Origin of the sequence: Klebsiella sp. JB_Kp004, from assembly GCF_040065795.1 — a bacterium.
In the GTDB taxonomy this organism is placed as follows: Bacteria; Pseudomonadota; Gammaproteobacteria; order Enterobacterales; family Enterobacteriaceae; genus Klebsiella; species Klebsiella quasipneumoniae.
In genome coordinates, this window is record NZ_JBEAKW010000048.1 from 73,184 (window position 1) to 91,165 (window position 17,982).

17 protein-coding genes are annotated in these 17,982 nt (G+C 61.4%); 4 read left to right on the forward strand and 13 right to left on the reverse strand.

Translation table 11 applies throughout. The annotated features are described in order from the left end of the window. Positions 1 to 27: 27 nt before the first annotated feature. From rhmD to ABLX76_RS22435, 5 genes are all read right to left on the reverse strand, one after another. Positions 28 to 1,233 (reverse strand): L-rhamnonate dehydratase, encoded by a 1,206-nt coding sequence (rhmD, locus tag ABLX76_RS22415; RefSeq protein ID WP_101977635.1) that lies wholly within the window; start codon positions 1,231 to 1,233, stop codon positions 28 to 30. 10 nt (positions 1,234 to 1,243) lie between these two features. Continuing rightward, positions 1,244 to 2,029: an IclR family transcriptional regulator gene (locus tag ABLX76_RS22420; RefSeq protein ID WP_023290494.1), complete on the reverse strand. Its 786-nt coding sequence runs from the start codon at positions 2,027 to 2,029 to the stop codon at positions 1,244 to 1,246. Between the two features lie 203 nt (positions 2,030 to 2,232). Beyond that, positions 2,233 to 3,429 carry a nicotinamide mononucleotide deamidase-related protein YfaY gene (locus tag ABLX76_RS22425; RefSeq protein WP_044524253.1) on the reverse strand — a complete coding sequence of 399 codons (1,197 nt, stop codon included), beginning with the start codon at positions 3,427 to 3,429 and terminating at the stop codon, positions 2,233 to 2,235. A 102-nt stretch (positions 3,430 to 3,531) separates the two neighbouring features. Further along, positions 3,532 to 4,074, reverse strand: coding sequence for a YfaZ family outer membrane protein (locus ABLX76_RS22430; protein WP_004201712.1), 543 nt, complete (start codon positions 4,072 to 4,074; stop codon positions 3,532 to 3,534). A gap of 283 nt (positions 4,075 to 4,357) precedes the next feature. Continuing rightward, a complete protein-coding gene (locus ABLX76_RS22435; protein WP_023290496.1) occupies positions 4,358 to 5,275 on the reverse strand; it encodes an Rpn family recombination-promoting nuclease/putative transposase in 918 nt (305 codons plus the stop codon). A 138-nt stretch (positions 5,276 to 5,413) separates the two neighbouring features. On the opposite strand from ABLX76_RS22435, the gene nudI reads away from it, so the two are divergent. Beyond that, positions 5,414 to 5,839: a nucleoside triphosphatase NudI gene (gene nudI, locus ABLX76_RS22440; protein ID WP_050533212.1), complete on the forward strand. Its 426-nt coding sequence runs from the start codon at positions 5,414 to 5,416 to the stop codon at positions 5,837 to 5,839. Here nudI and ABLX76_RS22445 read toward each other — a convergent pair. Together ABLX76_RS22445 and tctD are read right to left on the reverse strand one after the other, a co-directional pair. Further along, positions 5,831 to 7,237 carry a sensor histidine kinase gene (locus ABLX76_RS22445; RefSeq protein ID WP_032453565.1) on the reverse strand — a complete coding sequence of 469 codons (1,407 nt, stop codon included), beginning with the start codon at positions 7,235 to 7,237 and terminating at the stop codon, positions 5,831 to 5,833. The genes nudI and ABLX76_RS22445 overlap by 9 nt on opposite strands. Continuing rightward, complete coding sequence (gene tctD, locus ABLX76_RS22450) at positions 7,224 to 7,901, reverse strand: transcriptional regulator TctD (RefSeq protein ID WP_032453566.1); 678 nt, start codon at positions 7,899 to 7,901, stop codon at positions 7,224 to 7,226. The genes ABLX76_RS22445 and tctD overlap by 14 nt, the downstream gene beginning before the upstream one ends. Positions 7,902 to 8,034: 133 nt before the next feature. Between tctD and ABLX76_RS22455 the strand changes: the two genes are divergently transcribed. Genes ABLX76_RS22455 through ABLX76_RS22465 form a run of 3 tightly spaced genes read left to right on the forward strand, consistent with a single transcriptional unit; the run spans position 8,035 to position 10,991 of the window. Further along, positions 8,035 to 9,015 carry a tripartite tricarboxylate transporter substrate binding protein gene (locus tag ABLX76_RS22455; RefSeq protein ID WP_023290500.1) on the forward strand — a complete coding sequence of 327 codons (981 nt, stop codon included), beginning with the start codon at positions 8,035 to 8,037 and terminating at the stop codon, positions 9,013 to 9,015. A gap of 15 nt (positions 9,016 to 9,030) precedes the next feature. Beyond that, positions 9,031 to 9,462 carry a tripartite tricarboxylate transporter TctB family protein gene (locus ABLX76_RS22460; protein WP_023290501.1) on the forward strand — a complete coding sequence of 144 codons (432 nt, stop codon included), beginning with the start codon at positions 9,031 to 9,033 and terminating at the stop codon, positions 9,460 to 9,462. Positions 9,463 to 9,473: 11 nt separating this feature from the next. Next, positions 9,474 to 10,991 carry a tripartite tricarboxylate transporter permease gene (locus ABLX76_RS22465; RefSeq protein WP_023290502.1) on the forward strand — a complete coding sequence of 506 codons (1,518 nt, stop codon included), beginning with the start codon at positions 9,474 to 9,476 and terminating at the stop codon, positions 10,989 to 10,991. On the opposite strand, the gene menE is transcribed toward ABLX76_RS22465, so the two are convergent. From menE to menF, 6 genes are all read right to left on the reverse strand, one after another. Further along, on the reverse strand, positions 10,988 to 12,349 hold the full coding sequence (gene menE / locus ABLX76_RS22470; RefSeq protein ID WP_348875325.1) for an o-succinylbenzoate--CoA ligase: 1,362 nt from the start codon (positions 12,347 to 12,349) through the stop codon (positions 10,988 to 10,990). The genes ABLX76_RS22465 and menE overlap by 4 nt on opposite strands. Then, positions 12,346 to 13,311: an o-succinylbenzoate synthase gene (gene menC, locus ABLX76_RS22475; RefSeq protein ID WP_277475864.1), complete on the reverse strand. Its 966-nt coding sequence runs from the start codon at positions 13,309 to 13,311 to the stop codon at positions 12,346 to 12,348. The genes menE and menC overlap by 4 nt, the downstream gene beginning before the upstream one ends. Beyond that, positions 13,311 to 14,168 carry a 1,4-dihydroxy-2-naphthoyl-CoA synthase gene (menB, locus tag ABLX76_RS22480; protein ID WP_004201730.1) on the reverse strand — a complete coding sequence of 286 codons (858 nt, stop codon included), beginning with the start codon at positions 14,166 to 14,168 and terminating at the stop codon, positions 13,311 to 13,313. Before menB ends, menC begins: the two co-directional genes overlap by 1 nt. Before the next feature lie 14 nt (positions 14,169 to 14,182). Beyond that, positions 14,183 to 14,941 carry a 2-succinyl-6-hydroxy-2,4-cyclohexadiene-1-carboxylate synthase gene (menH, locus tag ABLX76_RS22485; protein ID WP_044524260.1) on the reverse strand — a complete coding sequence of 253 codons (759 nt, stop codon included), beginning with the start codon at positions 14,939 to 14,941 and terminating at the stop codon, positions 14,183 to 14,185. Further along, positions 14,938 to 16,608, reverse strand: a complete 1,671-nt coding sequence (menD, locus tag ABLX76_RS22490) for a 2-succinyl-5-enolpyruvyl-6-hydroxy-3-cyclohexene-1-carboxylic-acid synthase (RefSeq protein ID WP_277475862.1) — start codon at positions 16,606 to 16,608, stop codon at positions 14,938 to 14,940. The genes menH and menD overlap by 4 nt, the downstream gene beginning before the upstream one ends. An 82-nt stretch (positions 16,609 to 16,690) precedes the next feature. Beyond that, a complete protein-coding gene (menF, locus tag ABLX76_RS22495) occupies positions 16,691 to 17,980 on the reverse strand; it encodes an isochorismate synthase MenF (RefSeq protein ID WP_348875327.1) in 1,290 nt (429 codons plus the stop codon). Positions 17,981 to 17,982: the final 2 nt, after the last annotated feature.

Consider the following 17,982-nt stretch of genomic DNA (forward strand, 5'->3'; position numbering starts at 1 on the left):
GCGTGGGCCGCCGGGCGGCCCGGGGGATCAGTGTTGATAAGGACGTTTCAGGTTGCAGTCGCGATTGAGCTCGACGCCAAAGCCGGGTTTATCCAGTACCGATTTATGAATCCGCCCCCTCTCCGGTACCGGCTCGCCGAGCAGGATCGGGTCGAACTGCGGACGCAGCGTGGCGCAGTCAGGACTGGTCATCAGAAACTCGCTGAACGGCGTGTTGGTGAAAGTGATCACCGCATGATGTGAGTAAACCGACGAGCCGTGCGGCACCACCAGCTGCCCGCGCGCTTTAGCAATAGCCGCTATCTCCACCAGCGTGGTTAAGCCGCCGCACCAGCCGACGTCGGGCTGCATAATATCGATTCCGGTCTCCGACAGGGTGCGGAAGGACTGCAGGGTGCCGTGGTGCTCGCCGCTGGTCACCATCATCCCGGCCGGCGCCTGGCGCTTCAGCTCGCGATAACCTTCATACTGCTGCGGCGGCAGGCACTCCTCGATCCACTTGAGGTTGTAAGGGGCGCAGGCATGGGCAAGTTTGGTGGCATAGTTAACGTCCTGGCTCATCCAGCAGTCCAGCATTAACCAGAAATCCGGGCCGCATTTTTCGCGCATGTCCGCCACCATGGCGACGTCTTTGCGGATCCCGGCGTCGCCATCGTGCGGCCCCCAGTGGGTGGGCATTTTGCCACCGATAAAGCCCATCTCCTGCGCCAGATCCGGACGGGCGCCGGTGGCATAGAACTGGATTTCGTCACGCACCGCTCCGCCCAGCAGTTTGTAGACCGGCAGGCCAACCACTTTCCCGAACAGATCCCACAGCGCGAGGTCGACACAGGAGATAGTGTTCATCACCAGACCGCCGGATCCTGCGTAGTAAAGGGTGGCGTTGAGCATCTGGTCGTGGATCAGTTTGATATCGCTGACGCATTTGCCTTCGATAAAGCGGTTGAGATGTTTTTCCACGATAAAGCAGCCCATCTCTCCGGCCGTCGACACGGCAAAGCCGGTCTGCCCGTTGTCGGCTTCCACTTCCACAATCAGCGTGCCCAGCACGTTGATGCCAAACGACTGGCGGGACTGCTCATACTGTCTGTATTTGCTCATCGGCGTGGCGATATGATCGTCAATCCAGTGGTTAGCCCCCTGATCGTGGTAATCGCCGCCGCCGGCGCCCTGCTCTGCGGTGGCGCCGCCGGTAAACCAGGCGCGGACGTGTTTAATTTTCGGTAGGGTCATGGTGTTCTCCTTATGATGAGGCGAGTTGTTCAAAGGGGCTTTTCCACCCCAGCAGTCGTGAAATATCTTTCGCGCAGGCAATCGCCTTACCGGCAAGGTAATCGCGATTGTCTTCATTGATTTGCAGACGGGTACCCACCACCGAGATGGCGGCGGTCAGGTCGTTATTGGCGTTAAAAACCGGGGCGGCCACGCAGCGCACGTCCGGATAGTCCTCGCCATTATCAAAGCTCCAGCCCCGGGCGCGGATCCGCCCCAGCTCCTCCCGCAGCTGTTGAGCATTGCTGATGGTCGTTGGCGTAGCCCGCTCCCACTGCAGTTCATCGATAATCGATGCCTGAACCCCGGCGGGCTGCCAGGCCAGCAGACATTTGCCGATCCCGGAGCGGTAAAGCGACAGGCTCTTTCCTTCGTGCGAACGCACGCTAATGGTGGCGGGTGATTCAATTTTCAGAATGTAGTAGGCGTTACCGTGATCGATAATGCCCAGATGGCAGAGCAGGCCGCACTCATCCATCAGCCGGGTCAGGCGCGGCCGCGCCAGCTCGCGCAGGTCCATTTTGCTTAGCGCCTGCCCGGCCAGCTCCACCAGTTTGGTCCACAGGCAGTAGTTATCCTGATTATCCATACTGATGAAGCGCTGCTTTTTCAGCTCGCCCAGCAGCAGATAAACCGTGCTTTTCGGGATCCCCAGCTCCGCTATTATCGTCGCCGCGCTGCAGGGTCCGATGCGGCCAATTAAATTGAGGATCTCAATCGCGCGGGTCAGCGCCGGGACTTTCGTTGATTCCAACATACTGGACTCCAATCCTGAATACTGGAATCAGTGTTGCGGTTGTCCGGGCGGTAAAGTGTGAGCGACATCGCGGGGCAATCGCTTTCCCGTATGCTGGACCGTTCGCAGCGGAAAATTGCGACTTAACGCACAGAATTTTTTCAGGAGAGTACAACAGGCTGGACAACCGGCGCCCGGGAGAAGCCCGCGCGCCGGGAAACGACTTACATTGAGAGGGAATCCACCACGTTAATCCAGCCATGTTCACTGGCCAGCGGTTGGCCATTCAGCCAGCGACGCAGCAGGTTTAATGCCATCATGGCGCAGACTTCCTGGCGTACCGCCAGGCTGTGGCGGGTGACGCTAAACTTCACCCGCAGCGCGAAGGTGCCGTCGGGGGTGGCCAGGGCCACGTTAAGATGATCGTTTTCCTGGCCGCTCACCGCCAGGGCCAGGCCGGCAAAATGGTTAATGCGCCGCTCGGCCGCCCAGCGGGCCGCCTGCGCCAGCGTCTCCTCCTGCGCCGGGACCACTTCGCTGGCCAGCAGCGGCGCGCCGGCGCGGGACAGCTGGAGCGCCAGCAGACCGCCGGTAAACTGCTCGCTGAGCGTCAGGCTCAGCTGCCGCTCCTGCAGGCAGCGTGCAATCTGCGCCGGTAACCCTTCAGTGCCTTCGAAAATCAGGCTGTCGCCAGCCACTTTACGCACTTCCGGCCACAGGGCCAGCATGGCGTCACGCTGCTCAGCCGGTCCGGTCAGCTTCAGCTCAATGATCGGCATCGACGAGCGGTAGCCCATCACCACGCCAGGCGGTAACGTCAGCGGATTGAGGTTTTGCGCCAGCTCGCTTTCCGAGCGGCCAAAAGTGGTCAGCCGCAGGCATACCGGCGGTTCCGGCAGCGTAAAGCGCTGGCGCAGGCGCGGTAAAATCTCCTGCTCGACCATCACTTTGAATTCAGAGGGAACGCCGGGGGTGAAAAACATCAGGCAGCGATTGAGCTGGATGGCAAAGCCGCAGGCCGTGCCCACCGGGTTATTGATCATCTCGGCGCTGGCGGGGATTTCCGCCTGCTTACGGTTGCTTTCCGCCATCGGCCGCCCGCGTTCAGCAAAGAAGCGGGTCATGGTTTCCAGCCACTCCGGATGCAAAATAAGTCCTTCGCCTTTCGCGGTGGCCGCGGCCAGCGCGCTCAGGTCGTCGCTGGTTGGGCCGAGGCCGCCATTGACGATCAGCACATCCGCCTGTTCGCTGCGTTCGCGAAGAATCGCCACCAGCGCATCGAGATCGTCGCCGACGGTATTACGGCGCGTTAATGGTAAACCCTGATTAAAAAAGAAATCCGCCAGCCATGCTGCATTGGTGTCAACGATTTGACCATGCAACACTTCATCGCCAGTGGACAGCATTTCCACATTCAACATTGCTCACTCCTTGCCTGCCAGGTGGCAAATACTATAACGCAAAGCGGGAGGCTGACGAGGAGGAAAATCTGGCGCGGCAAGAAGAGACCGCGCCGGAGGAGATTAGAAGCTGGCGCTGGCGCCGATGTACGGGCCGTCGGCGATGGTGTTATCGCGGTTGCCATCTTTGCCCGCCAGGTTCAGATAGCGATAGCCTGCCTGGATGCTGAGCGGACGCATAATGGTCCAGCTGGCGCCGACGTTGGCTTCCTGATAGCTGTCAATGCCGCTGGAGAGGGAATCTGGAGAGTAGTAGTAGTCGCCATACAGACGGAAGCTGTCGCCGATTTTCCACTGCAGGCCGCCGCCGACCGCGGCCGCATAACCTTCATCACCCTGTTTCGGGTTGGTGTATACCCCTTTACCGCCCACGGTCGCCAGGAACGGCCCCAGCGGAATATTCAGGCCCAGGCCTAAACCCGCGGCGTCGCCGTCGTTATCGCTGTGCAGCCAGTTACCCGAAACAGCCAGACCGGTGGACTCGGTGCCGAAGCCGACCCCAAGGTTGGTGTAATGCTCGCCTGCTTCGCCGGTAACGCTGATCGCATGGGCCGCCGAAGAGACCAGCATGACGCCAGCCAGCGCCATAAAAATGCTTTTTTTCATTATTTACTCTATCCAGAAAATTAAAATCAAAGAAGTCCCGAAAAAACCTGAAAATTCTACTGCGCACTCGTCAGGAATCAATGACCTGGCGAAATGATTTTTCACAAGAGTGTAACCAGTTGCGTCTTTTTACAGCAATACCACCGCGCATTTGCGAAAGAATGTAAATTTCACCGCATTCATATTCAGTAGAATTATATTTAATTAGGTTGTATTGATTGAATAAATCTATATTTATCTGCGCAATCGCCATTGCGCAGGCTGTTTGAAGGAAGCAGAAAAATTAATGGGCGAGCAGGGCCAGGCGCTCCGGCGCAAGCCCCGTCAGCTTCGCCACCAGCGCCAGATCAAGCCCGTTTTCCAGCATCGCCTTGGCAATACGTTGCGCAGCCAATTGTTCTCCCTGTTCAAGACCTTGCTGCAGGCCCTGCTGATGGCCACGTTGTTCCAGAAACTGGGCAATGTTCATTAGCGTCTCCTTATGCAGCCGTCTGGGGACATTTTGCGCAAGATTACGTAAAAAGGCGACCGGATCGGCGGCATTTCCTGCCTGTAATAAATAGTGAAGCAGCGTCCTGAGCTGTCTGCGGCTAGTGTATCCCAGCGCCAACAGGCTGGCTAGTTGCTCCTGCAGTTCCATCATATCGCGTTGCCGGATATGCTTTTGCAGCAACTCAAGCATCGCGACCCGTCGGTGCTGCATTATTGTATCGTCAGGAAGCACCGTGATATCGATTAAGTGAAAATCCTGATTGTATACTTGCCGCGCGGTTTGCGGATGAGCAAATCCTTCCAGCCAGCACATGGGATACGGCCAGGGCGAGACTTGCCCATGATAAAAAAGCAGCGGGATCACCAATGGCAGTTGCGTATGTCCTTTATCCAGATGGCGCTGCATCGCTGCTATCGCATAACGCATCAGGCGAAATGCCATATGACGGTCCGCAGAGCTTTGATGTTCGATAAGCAGATAGATATATCCGTCCCCCGCCTGGGTTTGCAGCGAGTAAAGAATATCGGAATGGCTGGCGCGCAGGTCTTCATCGATAAAACTTCCGGACTCCAACTGCAGCGTTTGCAGATTGCATAATTCTCGCAAATGTTCAGGAAGGTGAATGTCCAGAAAATCCCGCGCCGTCGCCCGATGCGACAGTAGGTGTTTAAACACGGCGTCATGTGGGGAATGGGTGGTCCTTTCCATGGTGGCTCTCCATACGATAATTTTCGCTTAACTTATCACTCTGTAAAGCCAGCGCCGTATTTCCCTTGCGGTTTGCCGAGGCGCCTCGCAAACTGTTTCCTCGATACCCGGCCCGACTTACTGCGAAGGAGAAAAATCATGCGTCAAAGGACGATTGTTTGCCCGCTAATCCAAAATGATGGCCATTACCTGTTGTGCAAGATGGCTGCCGACCGCGGGGTTTTTCCAGGACAATGGGCCTTGTCCGGCGGCGGCGTGGAGCCAGGGGAACGTATCGAAGAGGCGCTGCGACGCGAAGTCCGCGAGGAGCTTGGCGAAAAACTGCAGTTGACCCGTATCACGCCATGGAGCTTCCGCGACGATACCCGCGTGAAAACCTATCCCGACGGGCGCCAGGAAACGATCTATATGATCTATCTGATCTTCGACTGCGTTAGCGCCAATCGCGACGTAACGATCAACGAGGAGTTTGACGATTACGCCTGGGTGAAAGCGGATGAGCTTAAAAACTACGATCTCAATGCCGCCACCCGCCTCACCCTGAGCATGAAGGGGCTACTCTGACGCCACGGTCAGCAGGCGCAGCGTCGCCTTCAGTCCGCCCAGGCTTTCGCTGCGCGAAAGCTGCAGGTGGCTACGATGCAAACGTGCAATATCGTTAACCAGCGCCAGGCCCAGCCCGGCGCCGGGAATCGCGCCCGCGTTATCGAGGCGGCGAAACGGCATCAGCGCCTGGTGTACCTGGTGGTCGTCAATTCCCGGACCGCTGTCTTCCACGCTGAGCAACACGGCGTCGCCGTCGCGATGCAGGCTAAGCGTGACCGTTCCATATTCCGGGGTATAGCGAATGGCATTGTCGAGCAGGTTAGCGCACAGCTCCCCCAGCAGAACGCTATCGCCTGCCACATGTACCGCCGACTGCTCGCCCTCGTAGCCAAGATCGATATGTTTGCTCCGCGCTTGCGCGATACGTGAAAAGCAGCTGTTGCGCACAATCTCCGGCAAGTTAATCACCGCAAACGCCTGCTCCCGCTGTTTTACCGTCGCCAGCTGCAGCAACCGCTCCGTTAACAAGACCGTATCGTCCAGCGTGGCGCGCATCGCCTGCAGACTTTCGCGCCACAGTTGCGGATCGTCGCTGGCCAGGGCTACCGAAGCCTGCGTTTTCAGCACCGCAAGCGGTGTTTTCAGCTGATGGGACGCATCGGCGCTAAAGCGCTCCTGGCGGGAGATCATCACCCGCAGGCGGTCGATGTAGCGGTTGAACGCGACAATCAGCAGCCGCGTTTCCGACCAGGGCAGCAGCTCCGGCAGCGGCGTCAGCAGACCGGGTTCACGGCGCACCATCAGCGCGGAGAGCTGACGCATGGGCCGCAGCACGCGGCGCAGCAGCCAGGCTGCCAGCACCAGCGTCAACAGGACCAGTAACCCTTGCGACACCCAGGATGAGAAGAGTAATTGTCCGGCCAGCCAGCGGCGGGACTGCAGCGTTTCGGCAATATATATCTCCGCCATGCCAACGATGCCGCCTTCGTTGATGGGCTGCAGCAGGCGCGCCACGCGGATTGCCTGACCGCGATATTCGGTATGATAAAACCACGCCAGCGCCGGATAGAGCTGAGTTCGCGAGGTGGAGGGCGGCATCGCGGGCAGATCGTCATAGCCGGAAATGACCTTCCCCTGCGGGTCGAGCACCTTGTAATAGAGACGATCGTTCATATTGAGCTCGAAGCTGTCCAGCACCACCCAGGGCACATTCACCTCCAGTTGCCCTCCGCGAACCACCAGCTGCTCGGCCACCGTCCGCGCCGACGACAGCAGGGTACGATCGTAGGCTTGCGTCGCCGCCTGCAGCGCGCTGACGTAGCTGTTAAACGCGGAGAGTCCCCACAGCAGGACCAGCGGCAGGCCGAGAAACAGCAACAGTTGGGCATAGAGCGATTGCGGCTTACTCCATCTCATGGCGCTCGCACTCAAGCAGATAGCCTAAACCGCGCAGGGTGGTTATACGCACATTGCTCGCCTGAAGTTTCTTGCGCAGACGGTGAATGTAGAGTTCGATGCTTTCCGGACTGACGTCATCGCTGAGGCTGAACACCTGTTCGAACAGCTGCTGACGGGAAACCGGGCGAGTGCGGCGAAACATCAGCACCTTCAATAGCGCCAGCTCGCGCGGCGTCAGAGACAACATCTGGCCACGGAGTAAAAAATAGCCTTCGTCACAATACGCCAGCTCGCCAAGCTGCTGCACCTCATGCACCTGCCCTTCGCTGCGCCGGAGCAGCGCCCGCAGGCGGGCGTCGAGCTCTTCCAGCTCAAAGGGCTTGGGTAAATAGTCATCCGCGCCGGCATTTAAGCCCTTCACCCGGTCCGCTACCGCGCTGCGGGCGGTCAGCAACAGCACCGGCAGGGTCTGCCCGCGCTTGCGCAGCCGCTGCACCACTTCAAGGCCATCGAACCCCGGCATACCGATATCCAGCACCGCCAGCGCATATTGCTCGCTTTGCAGCAGATGGTCGGCCGCACGCCCGTCAGCGACGCAATCCACGGCAAAACCGCCCTGCACCAGCGCTTTTTCCAGCCAGTGAGCCAGCTCACGATTATCCTCGGCTAATAAGAGACGCATATCACATCCTGTAACGTTGCTGCAGCATTGAAAGGGAAATGAAAGGTAACTGTTTTAACAATCATGCAACCGAATCGCCATATGTCGGTTCACATAATCAAAAAAACCTGCCCTGTACCTGCTGAGGAAGCCTATGAAAACGCCATTTTTCCGCCATCTGAGCGCCATCGCGCTGTGCCTTTGCACCACATCCGCCTTCGCCGCAGAGGCCCCGTCCCGCACCGAATGTATCGCGCCCGCTAAACCCGGCGGCGGCTTTGACCTGACCTGTAAGCTGATTCAGGTGAGCCTGATGGAAACCGGCGCTATCGAGAAACCGATGCGCGTCACCTATATGCCCGGCGGCGTGGGCGCGGTAGCCTACAACGCCATTGTCGCCCAGCGCCCGGCAGAGCCGGGGACCGTCGTCGCCTTCTCCGGCGGCTCGCTGCTGAACCTGTCGCAGGGTAAATTCGGCCGTTACAGCGTCGATGACGTGCGCTGGCTGGCGAGCGTCGGCACCGACTACGGCATGATCGCCGTGCGCGCCGATTCGCCATGGAAAGATCTGAAGTCGTTTATGACCGCGATGGAGAAAAATCCCTCCAGCATCGTGATTGGCGCCGGGGCCTCCATCGGCAGCCAGGACTGGATGAAAGCGGCGCTGCTGGCGCAAAAAGCCAACGTCGACCCGCATAAAATGCGCTATGTCGCCTTTGAGGGCGGCGGCGAGCCGGTGACCGCGCTGCTCGGCAACCATGTGCAAGCGGTCTCCGGCGATCTCAGCGAGATGGTGCCCTATCTGCAGGGCAATAAAATCCGCGTGCTGGCGGTCTTCTCCAGTGAACGATTGCCGGGCGCGCTCGCCGATGTCCCTACCGCTAAAGAGCAGGGCTACGACCTGGTCTGGCCGATTATTCGCGGCTTCTTTATGGGCCCAAAAGTCAGCGACGCCGAGTACCAGTGGTGGGTCGATGAATTCACTAAACTGCAGCAAACCGAAGCGTTCAAAAAGCAACGTGAACTGCGCGGCCTGTTTGAATTCAACATGAACGGCAAGGAGCTCGATACCTACGTTAAGCAGCAGGTCAACGACTATCGCGAACAGGCGAAAGCCTTTGGCCTGGCAAAATAATCCGCGGAGGCGCTAATGAGCGATCGTATTTTTGCCGGAGTGTGGCTGTTGTTATGTATTGGCGGTCTGTTTATCGCCTGGCAGATCCACAGCGAATACGCCTATGAACCCGTCGGCCCGCGTCCCTTCCCGCTCGGGATCATCGGCCTGATGCTGCTGTGCTCGGCGTTAATGTTGCTACGTCGCCCGGACGCCGTCGAGTGGCCGGGACGGCATGTGCTGCAGCGTCTGCTGACCATGGTCGTGGTGCTGGTGGTCTACGCCTGGGGGTTTGAATGGCTCGGTTTTCCGCTGGCCACCGCGCTGCTGACGGCGATCATTGGTCTGCTGTTCGGCGCGACGCTGCCGGCGGCGGGCATTGCCGGCGTCGCGATGGGCGTGTCGTTATGGTACGCCTTCGACACCCTGCTCGATGTCACCCTGCCCCTTGGCATCTGGTTTAATTAACGGAGGCGTTTATGGATACCTGGATCTATCTCTCGCAGGGCTTCGCCGTCGCCATGACGCCGGAGAACCTGCTGATCGCCCTGATCGGCTGCTTTGTCGGGACTATCGTCGGCCTCCTGCCGGGGCTGGGGCCTATCAACGGCGTGGCGATTCTGCTGCCGCTGGCTTTCGCCCTGCATTTACCCGCGGAGTCGGCGCTGATCCTGCTGGCGACGGTTTATATCGGTTGCGAATACGGCGGGCGTATTTCATCAATTCTGTTGAACGTGCCCGGCGATGCCGCCGCCATTATGACCGCCCTCGACGGCTATCCGATGGCCCAGCAGGGTCGCGGCGGCGTTGCGTTGTCGATTTCCGCCGTCAGTTCCTTCTTTGGCTCAATGATCGCCATCGGCGGTATTATTTTGTTCGCGCCGCTGCTCGCCCAGTGGTCGCTGGCGTTCGGTCCGGCGGAGTACTTCGCGCTGATGGTCTTCGCCATCGCCTGTCTTGGCAGCATGATGGCGCAGAACCCGCTGAAGTCGTTCCTCGCGGCGTTAATCGGCCTGGGTCTGGCGACGGTAGGGGTGGACGCCAATACCGGGGTTTACCGCTTCACCTTCGACAGCGTCCATCTCTCGGACGGCGTACAGTTTATTGTGGTGGTGATCGGCCTGTTCTCGGTTTCAGAGATCCTGTTGATGCTGGAGAGCACCAGCGGCGGACAAACGCTGGTGCGGAAAACCGGACGGATGCTGTTTAACACCAAAGAGGCCGCGCAGTGCGTCGGCGCGACCCTGCGCTCTTCGGTGGTGGGTTTCTTCGTCGGCATTCTGCCCGGCGCCGGGGCGACCATCGCCAGCGCCATTACCTACATGACGGAGAAAAAACTCAGCGGTAACAGCGATAACTTCGGCAAGGGCGATATTCGCGGCGTGGCGGCGCCGGAAGCGGCCAATAACGCCTCCGCCTGCGGTTCCTTTATTCCCATGCTGACGCTCGGCGTGCCGGGGTCCGGCACCACCGCGGTGATGATGGGCGCGCTGACGCTGTATAACATCACCCCCGGCCCGGCAATGTTCACCGAGCAGCCGGATATCGTCTGGGGGCTGATTGCCGCCCTGCTGATCGCCAACGTGATGCTGCTTATTATGAACATTCCGCTGATCGGCCTGTTCACCCGTATGCTGACCATTCCGCTGTGGTTTCTGGTCCCGGCCATCGCCGCGGTCTCCGCCGTCGGCGTCTACGCGGTACACAGCACCACTTTTGACCTGCTGCTGATGGTGGGGCTTGGGGTGCTCGGCTACATCATGCGCAAAATGCACTTCCCGATGTCGCCGCTGATCCTTGGCTTCGTGCTGGGGGAGATGCTGGAGCAGAACCTGCGTCGCGCGCTGTCGATCAGCAACGGCAATCTGGCGATCCTGTGGCAAAGCGGGGTGACCAAAACGCTGCTGGTGCTGGCTATCGCCGTGCTGGTGGTGCCGCCGCTGCTGCGTCTGCGGCGTAAACAGCGCCAGCGTCGCGCCGAAGCCAATATCGGCTAAGCCGGCGAATTGACCCATTCGCGCAGCGCCCGGCGCGAGATCTTAATCCCACCGTTCTTTAACGTTTCCGGCAGCCGCAGCCAACGCACCGGCTGCTGGAAACGCGCCAGCCGTTCCGCGCTCCATGCCGCCAGCACGCTCATTTCGCAGCCGTCATCGCATTCCACCACCGCTACCGGACGCTGGCCATATTCCGCATCGTCCAGCGGCACGACAAACGCCTGCTGTATCTGCGGATGCGCCCCGATGATCCGTTCCACCTCCTCCGGCTGGATCCCTTCTCCACCGCTGAAAAAGAGATTATCCAGGCGCCCGAGGAGAGTAAGCCGTCCATCGATGATCTCGCCGCGATCGCGGGTGGCAAACCACCCTTCGTCGTTGGTCAATGGCAACAATTGACCGTCGCGCCAGTAGCCCGCGGCCATGCTCGCCGCCCGCAGCCAGACCTCGCCGGCAACGATTTTCATCTCCCGCCCCGGCAACGCCGCGCCCACATCCGCCGCGCCGTCGGCCTCTTTAGCGCAGACGGTGGAAGCGAATTCGGTCAGGCCGTAACCGCAGTAGGTGCGTACCCCCTGCCCCCGCGCCCGCTCGGTCAATTCGACCGGGATCGCCGCGCCGCCGAGCAGCACCGCCTTGAGGGTAAGCGCAGCATCGTCATTCAGCAGGCGCCACAGCTGAGTCGGCACCAGCGAAGCATGGGTACAGCCCTGCAGCATCTGCGCCAGCGGCTGTTTATCGCGCACCGTCAGCCGCGCGCCGGCCAGCAGCCAGCGCCACATAATCCCCTGGCCGCAGACATGAAACAGCGGCAGCGACAGCAGCCAGTCATCTTCTGCGGCAAACGGCATCAGCGCCAGCACGCCGGCGGCGCTGGCCAGATGGGCGCTGGCATGATGCACCGCCGCCTTCGGCAAACCGGTCGACCCCGAGGTCAGCGTCATTGAGGCGAAACGATCCCCACGCCACGGCACAGCATGGGTTCCCGCTGTCGCCAGCAGGGTTAACGCCGGTAAATCCCCCGGCAGCGCATCGCCGTTAAGCACCAGCTGATGCTGGACGGTCAACGCTGGCAGCAGTTCCTGCAGCAACGCCGTCGGCAGCTGCGGATTCAGCGGCAGCACCCGCGCGCCGCACTGCAGCAGCGCCAGCCAGGCCAGCAGCGTCGACGGCTGGTTAAAAGCCTGCAGCGCCACCCCGTGACCTTCGGTTACGCCCTGCGCGGCAAACCCGACCGCCAGCGCGTCAACGCGGGCGCACAGGTCGCGCCAGGTCAGCGGCTGGTCATTCAGGCGCAGCGCCTGCGCCTCTCCGCGCCGCTGGCGCCAGTGCCGCCAGGGCCAGTCGCGAAAGGTCACAGCAGCGGCTCCAGCGTATCGATGCTGAGCATCGGCAGGGTGCTTTCCGGCCACGCCCGCACCAGCTGGGCGCCCATCAGCGACAGGGTGTCCAGTCCGGGGATGGTCTGCGGCGTCAGCCAGGCGGCAACCCGCGCCAGCTGGGTTAACCCGAGGCTGGACTCGATCGACGAGCTGATCACCGCGCTCAGCCCCAGAGCATGGGCCGCGGCGACCTGCTGCTGAACCCGGTGTAAACTGCCGGTTAGCGTCGGCTTGATCACCACCGCGCGCACGCCCGGCTCGGCGACGAAGCGAAAATCCGCCTCGCGCAGGCTTTCATCCCAGGCGATAGCGATCCCGGTTTCGCGACTAAAGGCCCGCGAGTCCTCCCGCGTTTTACAAGGTTCCTCAAGAAAGGCAATGCGCTGGCGATACGCCGGATCGACATATTTCGCAAACTGCTGCGCTTTCAGCGGCGTCCAGGCCCGGTTGGCATCCAGACGCAGCTGCAGGTCGGGGATGGCTTCCAGCAGCAGATTAACCACCATGCCGTCGCGGACCGCCTCCCAGAGCCCCACTTTCACCTTAGCGACTTTCTCGCCGGGCATCGCCGCCAGTCTGGCGAACAGCTCATCCGGATCGCCGGAGCAGAGCGGCGCCGCGCGATAATTCGCGGCCTGCGGCAGCTCGCCGCTGAGCTCCGCCTGCGCGCAGCTGATGCCAAACGCGACAGAGGGCAGCGCAGGAAGCGCCGGCTCCGCGCCGTCGCGCCAGGCCTGAGCCCAGGGCAGTAGCGCCGCCTGCGCCTCCGCCAGAGTCTCTGCGCTGAATCCCGGCAGGGGAGAAATTTCCCCCCAGCCCTCCCGCTCACCCTCCCGCAGGTGGATGAACAGCCCGTCGCGGGTTTTTAACCGCCGTTCTCGCAGCACCACGCCCGCGTCCATCGGTATCTGCCAGCGGTAAACCTGCGAAACGCGCATTAGGGATTCCGTTTAAATTTGCTGAAGTCCGGCTGACGTTTCTGGTTGAAGGCATTGCGGCCTTCCTGTCCCTCTTCCGTCATGTAGAACAGCATGGTGGCGTTGCCCGCCAGCTCCTGCAGACCGGCCTGGCCGTCGCAGTCGGCGTTCAGCGCCGCTTTCAGGCAGCGCAGCGCCATTGGGCTGTTCTGCAGCATTTCACGACACCAGCGCACCGTCTCTTTTTCCAGATCCGCCAGCGGCACCACGGTGTTCACCAGCCCCATGTCCAGCGCCTGCTGCGCGTCATACTGACGGCAGAGGAACCAGATTTCGCGCGCTTTTTTCTGCCCGACGATGCGCGCCATATAGGAGGCGCCCCAGCCGCCGTCGAAGGAGCCGACTTTCGGCCCGGTCTGACCGAAGATGGCGTTTTCCGCCGCGATGGTCAGATCGCACATCATGTGCAGCACGTGGCCGCCGCCGATAGAGTAGCCGGCCACCATCGCTACCACCGGTTTCGGGCAAGTGCGGATCTGGCGCTGAAAGTCGAGTACGTTGAGATGATGCACGCCGGAGTCGTCCTGATAGCCGCCGTAATCGCCGCGGACTTTCTGATCGCCGCCGGCGCAAAAGGCTTTCTCACCTTCGCCGGTCAGGACAATCACCCCGATATTGTCGTCATAACGGGCATCCGCCAGCGCCTGGATCATCTCTTTGACGGTCAGCGGGCGGAAGGCGTTGCGCACCTGCGGGCGATTGATTGTGATTTTGGCAATGCCGTCGGCCGATTTGTGATAGCGAATATCGGTATAGCCTTCGGAACAATCGTGCCATTCAACAGGGGCATAGAGCATTGCTTCATCAAGAGAGATCATAGAATGTCCTTCAGTTAACTTGCCAGAATCTGCGCCAGACAGGCAATCACCGCCGCCGGGTTGTCCCGGTGCGCGTTGTGTCCGGCATGGTGAATAAGATGGAGATCCGCCGCGAGCGCCTGCGCGATGGCGCGAAATTTCGCATCGCGCTCGCCGCACAGGTAGTGAAAGGGGAAATCGCGCGCCTGCAGGGACGCGCGCAGATCGGCCTGCCCGGCAAGGGAGGTCGCCTGCAGCATCTCGGCCAGCGTCGCGCCGTTGTTCCGGCTGCGTAAGGCGACCAGCGCCGCGCGCTGCCCGGCATCCAGTGAAGCGAAGACCGGCTGCTGATACCAGTCGGCAAAGACCTGCGCCAACGGCTCATGGCGAAAACGTTCCGCCCAGGCGCTGTCGTTGCTGCGCCGCGCCTGCCGCGCTTCGGCATCCTGCAGCCCCGGATGGCCGCCCTCAACGACGAGGCCGCGCAGGCCCGCGCGCGGCTGGCAGGCGAAGTTCATCGCCACCCGGCCCCCCAGCGAGTAACCGATCAGCCAGTAGTTAAGTATGTTGTAACTATTAAGCGTAGCCTGCAGTAGAATATTGACCCCGGCAAAGTCCTGCACCGCGATATCCGCCGAGCCGCCGTGGCCCGGCAGATCGAGATACAGCCGCGGCCAGGCGCGAAACGCGTCGCCTACTTCCCGCCACTCATGGCGGTCGCCGGAAAAACCGTGCAGAAAGACCAGCCAGGGATAACCCGGCTGGCCATGTTCGACTGCAGCGCTGAGGGTCACAGGCGACTTACCTGCGCCAGCAGCTGCTGGAGGGTCTGCGTGCCGTCGGTCTCATTGACCGCCAGCTCAATCACCGTCGCCCCTGCCCTGCGCCAGGCGCCGGCCAGCGCCTCATCCAGCGCCTGCCAGTCAGCCGGGCGATGATAGGCCAGGCCGAACATCGCCGCCGCGTGGCTGAAATCAACGTCCTGCGGCATTAAGTAGAACTGGCGCCGCTCGTCCTGCGGCGTCGGCAGCATGGCGAAAATCTGCCCGCCGTTGTTGTTCACCACGATCAGCACCAGCGGCGCCGACGCCTGGCGCAGCAGGGCCAGCGAGTTGAGATCGTACAGCGCCGAAAGATCGCCGACGATAGCCAGGGTTGGCCGGGCGCTGGCGCGCTGGACGCCGGCGGCGGTGGCGATCAAGCCATCAATGCCGCTGGCGCCGCGGTTGCTATAAACCGGGTAGCCAGCCGGCAGCTGCGCCAGGGCGTCGATCAGGCGCACCACCAGGCTGTTGCCGACAAACAGTTGCCCCTGTTCCGGCAGATAGCGCCGAATTCGCTGCGCCAGCTGCGCTTCGCCAAAGGGTTCGTTGCTGGCGACCGCCGCCTCCCACGCCTGTCGGGCCAGTTCAGGAATAGCCGTCGCCCACGGCTGGCGTTTCTCCGCCGGGTGAAGCTCAAGCCAGCGGTCAATGCTGGCGAGCAGACGACGGCCGCGGTGCTGCGCCGGATCGAGACGGCCGGGCAGATTATCCACCAGCCAGTATTCATCAGGCTCGCAGGTGGCCTGCCACTGCAGGACCCGCTTGCCGGTCAGGCTGCTGCCGAGCTGAACCACGATCTGCGCCTGCGCCAGCTCGCTCACCGCTTTGCCGTTGCCCAGCCACAGGTCAGCGCACGGCAGCGGCTGCCCGGTCTGCGACAGGACATCGCCGATCAGCGGCCAGCCGAGGGTTTGCGCCCACTCGGCCACTTTTTTCCCTTCGGCGGCGCTCATTCTGCCCGCCACGACCACGCCGCGCTTTTGCCGCCAGAAGAACCAGTCGCGCTGTTTCTCACTTTCCATCTGCAGCGCCTGACGTAACCAGGGTTTATCGCTCTGCCACCAGTTGCCGAGCTGCTGCTGCCACTCCACGCCGGTATCATCCATATCGCCATACAGCGGTTCGGCGAACGGGCAGTTGATATGCACCCCGCCGGCGTGCAGCTCGCCCAAGGCCTGGTCGAGGGTCGAGACCAGCCAGCGGGCGGAAATATCCTGCGAGGGACGCGGCAGAGAAATCGTCTGCGACGGATGGGAGGCGAACATCCCCGGCTGACGAATCGCCTGATTGGCGCCGCAGTCGATCAGCTCCGGCGGACGGTCAGCGGTCAGGAGAATCAGCTTTTCCCCGGTAAGCCCCGCCTCAATCAGCGCCGGATATAGGTTCGCGGTGGCAGTCCCGGAGGTCACAATAACCGCCACCGGCTGACGACTGGCTTTCGCCAGACCGAGCGCCAGGTGGCCAAGGCCGCGTTCGTCAAAATGGGTATGATGGATAAAGGCGCGGTTTTCCGCCGCCGCCAGGGTTAAGGGTGTCGAGCGCGAGCCCGGCGCAATGCAGATATGCTGCACGCCGTGGCGCGTTAAAGCTTCCAGGATCACCGCCGCCCAGCGTCGGTTAAATGCGCTTACTGACATGAAATTGTCCGGTATCAAATATTGATGCTAAGTATAGATAAGGCAAAGTGACGGCGTTTTGATATGCATCGTCATTCCCGTCTTATGGACACAGCAGCGAGCGCAGCCCGGCCGCTTTGTTGTCAATCTCCTGCCACTCCTGCTGCGCATCGGAGCCGCTGACGATCCCCGCCCCGGCATACAGTCGCAGAGTGTCGTTGTCCACTTTCGCCGAACGCAGCGCCACGCAAAACTCGCTTTGCGCCAGCGACAGATACCCGGCGGAACCGGCGTACCATTCACGGGAAAAAGGTTCATGGCGCTGAATGAATGCCAGCGCCGCCCGCCGCGGCAGGCCGGCCACCGCGGCGGTGGGCTGGAGCTGCAGCAGGCAGCGGCTGTCGTCAGGCTCCGCCAGCTCGGTCCAGATGCAGCGTCGGAGATGCTGCACCTTGCGCAGCCTCACCACCTGCGGCGGCAGAACGTCCAGCGTCGAGGCCTCACTCTGCAGGCGCTGGCAGATATCCTCCACCACCAGCATGTTTTCCCGCTGATTTTTGTCGTCTTTCATCAACCAGTCGGCCAGCTGCTGCGCCTTCGCGTCATCCTGATGATTAGCGACGGTGCCCGCCAGCGCTTCGGTGCGCAGCAGCGCGCCGCGCCGGCGCCACAGCCGCTCCGGCGTGGAGCCGAAAAACGCCTGCCGGGCATTGAACGCCATCAGGAAATGAAAACAGTTAAGATTGCGGCTGCGGCTGGCGGCCATGATACTCGCGGCATCCAGCGGGGCGGCAAACTGCAGGTCGGTTGCCCGCGCCAGCACCACTTTATCCATGTCGCCGGCGGCGATGGCCTGCGTCGCCTGGTCTATCATTGCCTGCCACTGGGGATAATCGGAGGAGTGGCGCTCGCTCAGCAGCGGCGGCACGCCGCCAGGGGTCGCCTGGGCGGTGGTCAGACTGGCGAGAAAATCACCCGCCTTCACGGCATCGTCGCGCAGGGAGAGGTCGCTGTGCAGCACCAGCCGCATCACGGCCCTGCCGCCGCACCGACGCCACTCCAGACGCGGCAGCACCAGCCGGCCCTGCTGCGGGGCAAACGCATTCAGGCCGCAGATGCGCAGATCCTGCCGCCCGGCCTGGTGTAAAAAGCGGTTTGCGGCGTCGAGCGAGGGAAAGCTTTTTACCGCCCCCAGCGCCGCCAGCTCCTCGTCGCCATTGCGCTGCTGCCAGTAGAACTGCGGCCACTGCGGCTGCTGGCCGCACCATAGCAGCGGATCGAAGGCATCATTCAGCGGAAAGGCAATATCGATAATTCGCGTGCCGGGTGAGTCAGGAAAGGGCTCACTCAGGCCGTCACATAAACGGGCCAGCGCAGTGGAAACAGACAGCACGC

Coding starts and splice junctions, on each gene's coding strand:
- ABLX76_RS22430 (WP_004201712.1), bottom strand. CDS start 4,074: ATGAAAAAAAGCATTTTTATGGCGCTGGCTGGCGTCATGCTGGTCTCT.
- ABLX76_RS22455 (WP_023290500.1), top strand. CDS start 8,035: ATGAAAACGCCATTTTTCCGCCATCTGAGCGCCATCGCGCTGTGCCTT.
- rhmD (WP_101977635.1), bottom strand. CDS start 1,233: ATGACCCTACCGAAAATTAAACACGTCCGCGCCTGGTTTACCGGCGGC.
- menD (WP_277475862.1), bottom strand. CDS start 16,608: ATGTCAGTAAGCGCATTTAACCGACGCTGGGCGGCGGTGATCCTGGAA.
- menB (WP_004201730.1), bottom strand. CDS start 14,168: ATGATCTCTCTTGATGAAGCAATGCTCTATGCCCCTGTTGAATGGCAC.
- ABLX76_RS22425 (WP_044524253.1), bottom strand. CDS start 3,429: ATGTTGAATGTGGAAATGCTGTCCACTGGCGATGAAGTGTTGCATGGT.
- tctD (WP_032453566.1), bottom strand. CDS start 7,901: ATGCGTCTCTTATTAGCCGAGGATAATCGTGAGCTGGCTCACTGGCTG.
- ABLX76_RS22460 (WP_023290501.1), top strand. CDS start 9,031: ATGAGCGATCGTATTTTTGCCGGAGTGTGGCTGTTGTTATGTATTGGC.
- ABLX76_RS22445 (WP_032453565.1), bottom strand. CDS start 7,237: ATGAGATGGAGTAAGCCGCAATCGCTCTATGCCCAACTGTTGCTGTTT.
- ABLX76_RS22465 (WP_023290502.1), top strand. CDS start 9,474: ATGGATACCTGGATCTATCTCTCGCAGGGCTTCGCCGTCGCCATGACG.
- ABLX76_RS22435 (WP_023290496.1), bottom strand. CDS start 5,275: ATGGAAAGGACCACCCATTCCCCACATGACGCCGTGTTTAAACACCTA.
- ABLX76_RS22420 (WP_023290494.1), bottom strand. CDS start 2,029: ATGTTGGAATCAACGAAAGTCCCGGCGCTGACCCGCGCGATTGAGATC.
- menC (WP_277475864.1), bottom strand. CDS start 13,311: ATGCGCGTTTCGCAGGTTTACCGCTGGCAGATACCGATGGACGCGGGC.
- nudI (WP_050533212.1), top strand. CDS start 5,414: ATGCGTCAAAGGACGATTGTTTGCCCGCTAATCCAAAATGATGGCCAT.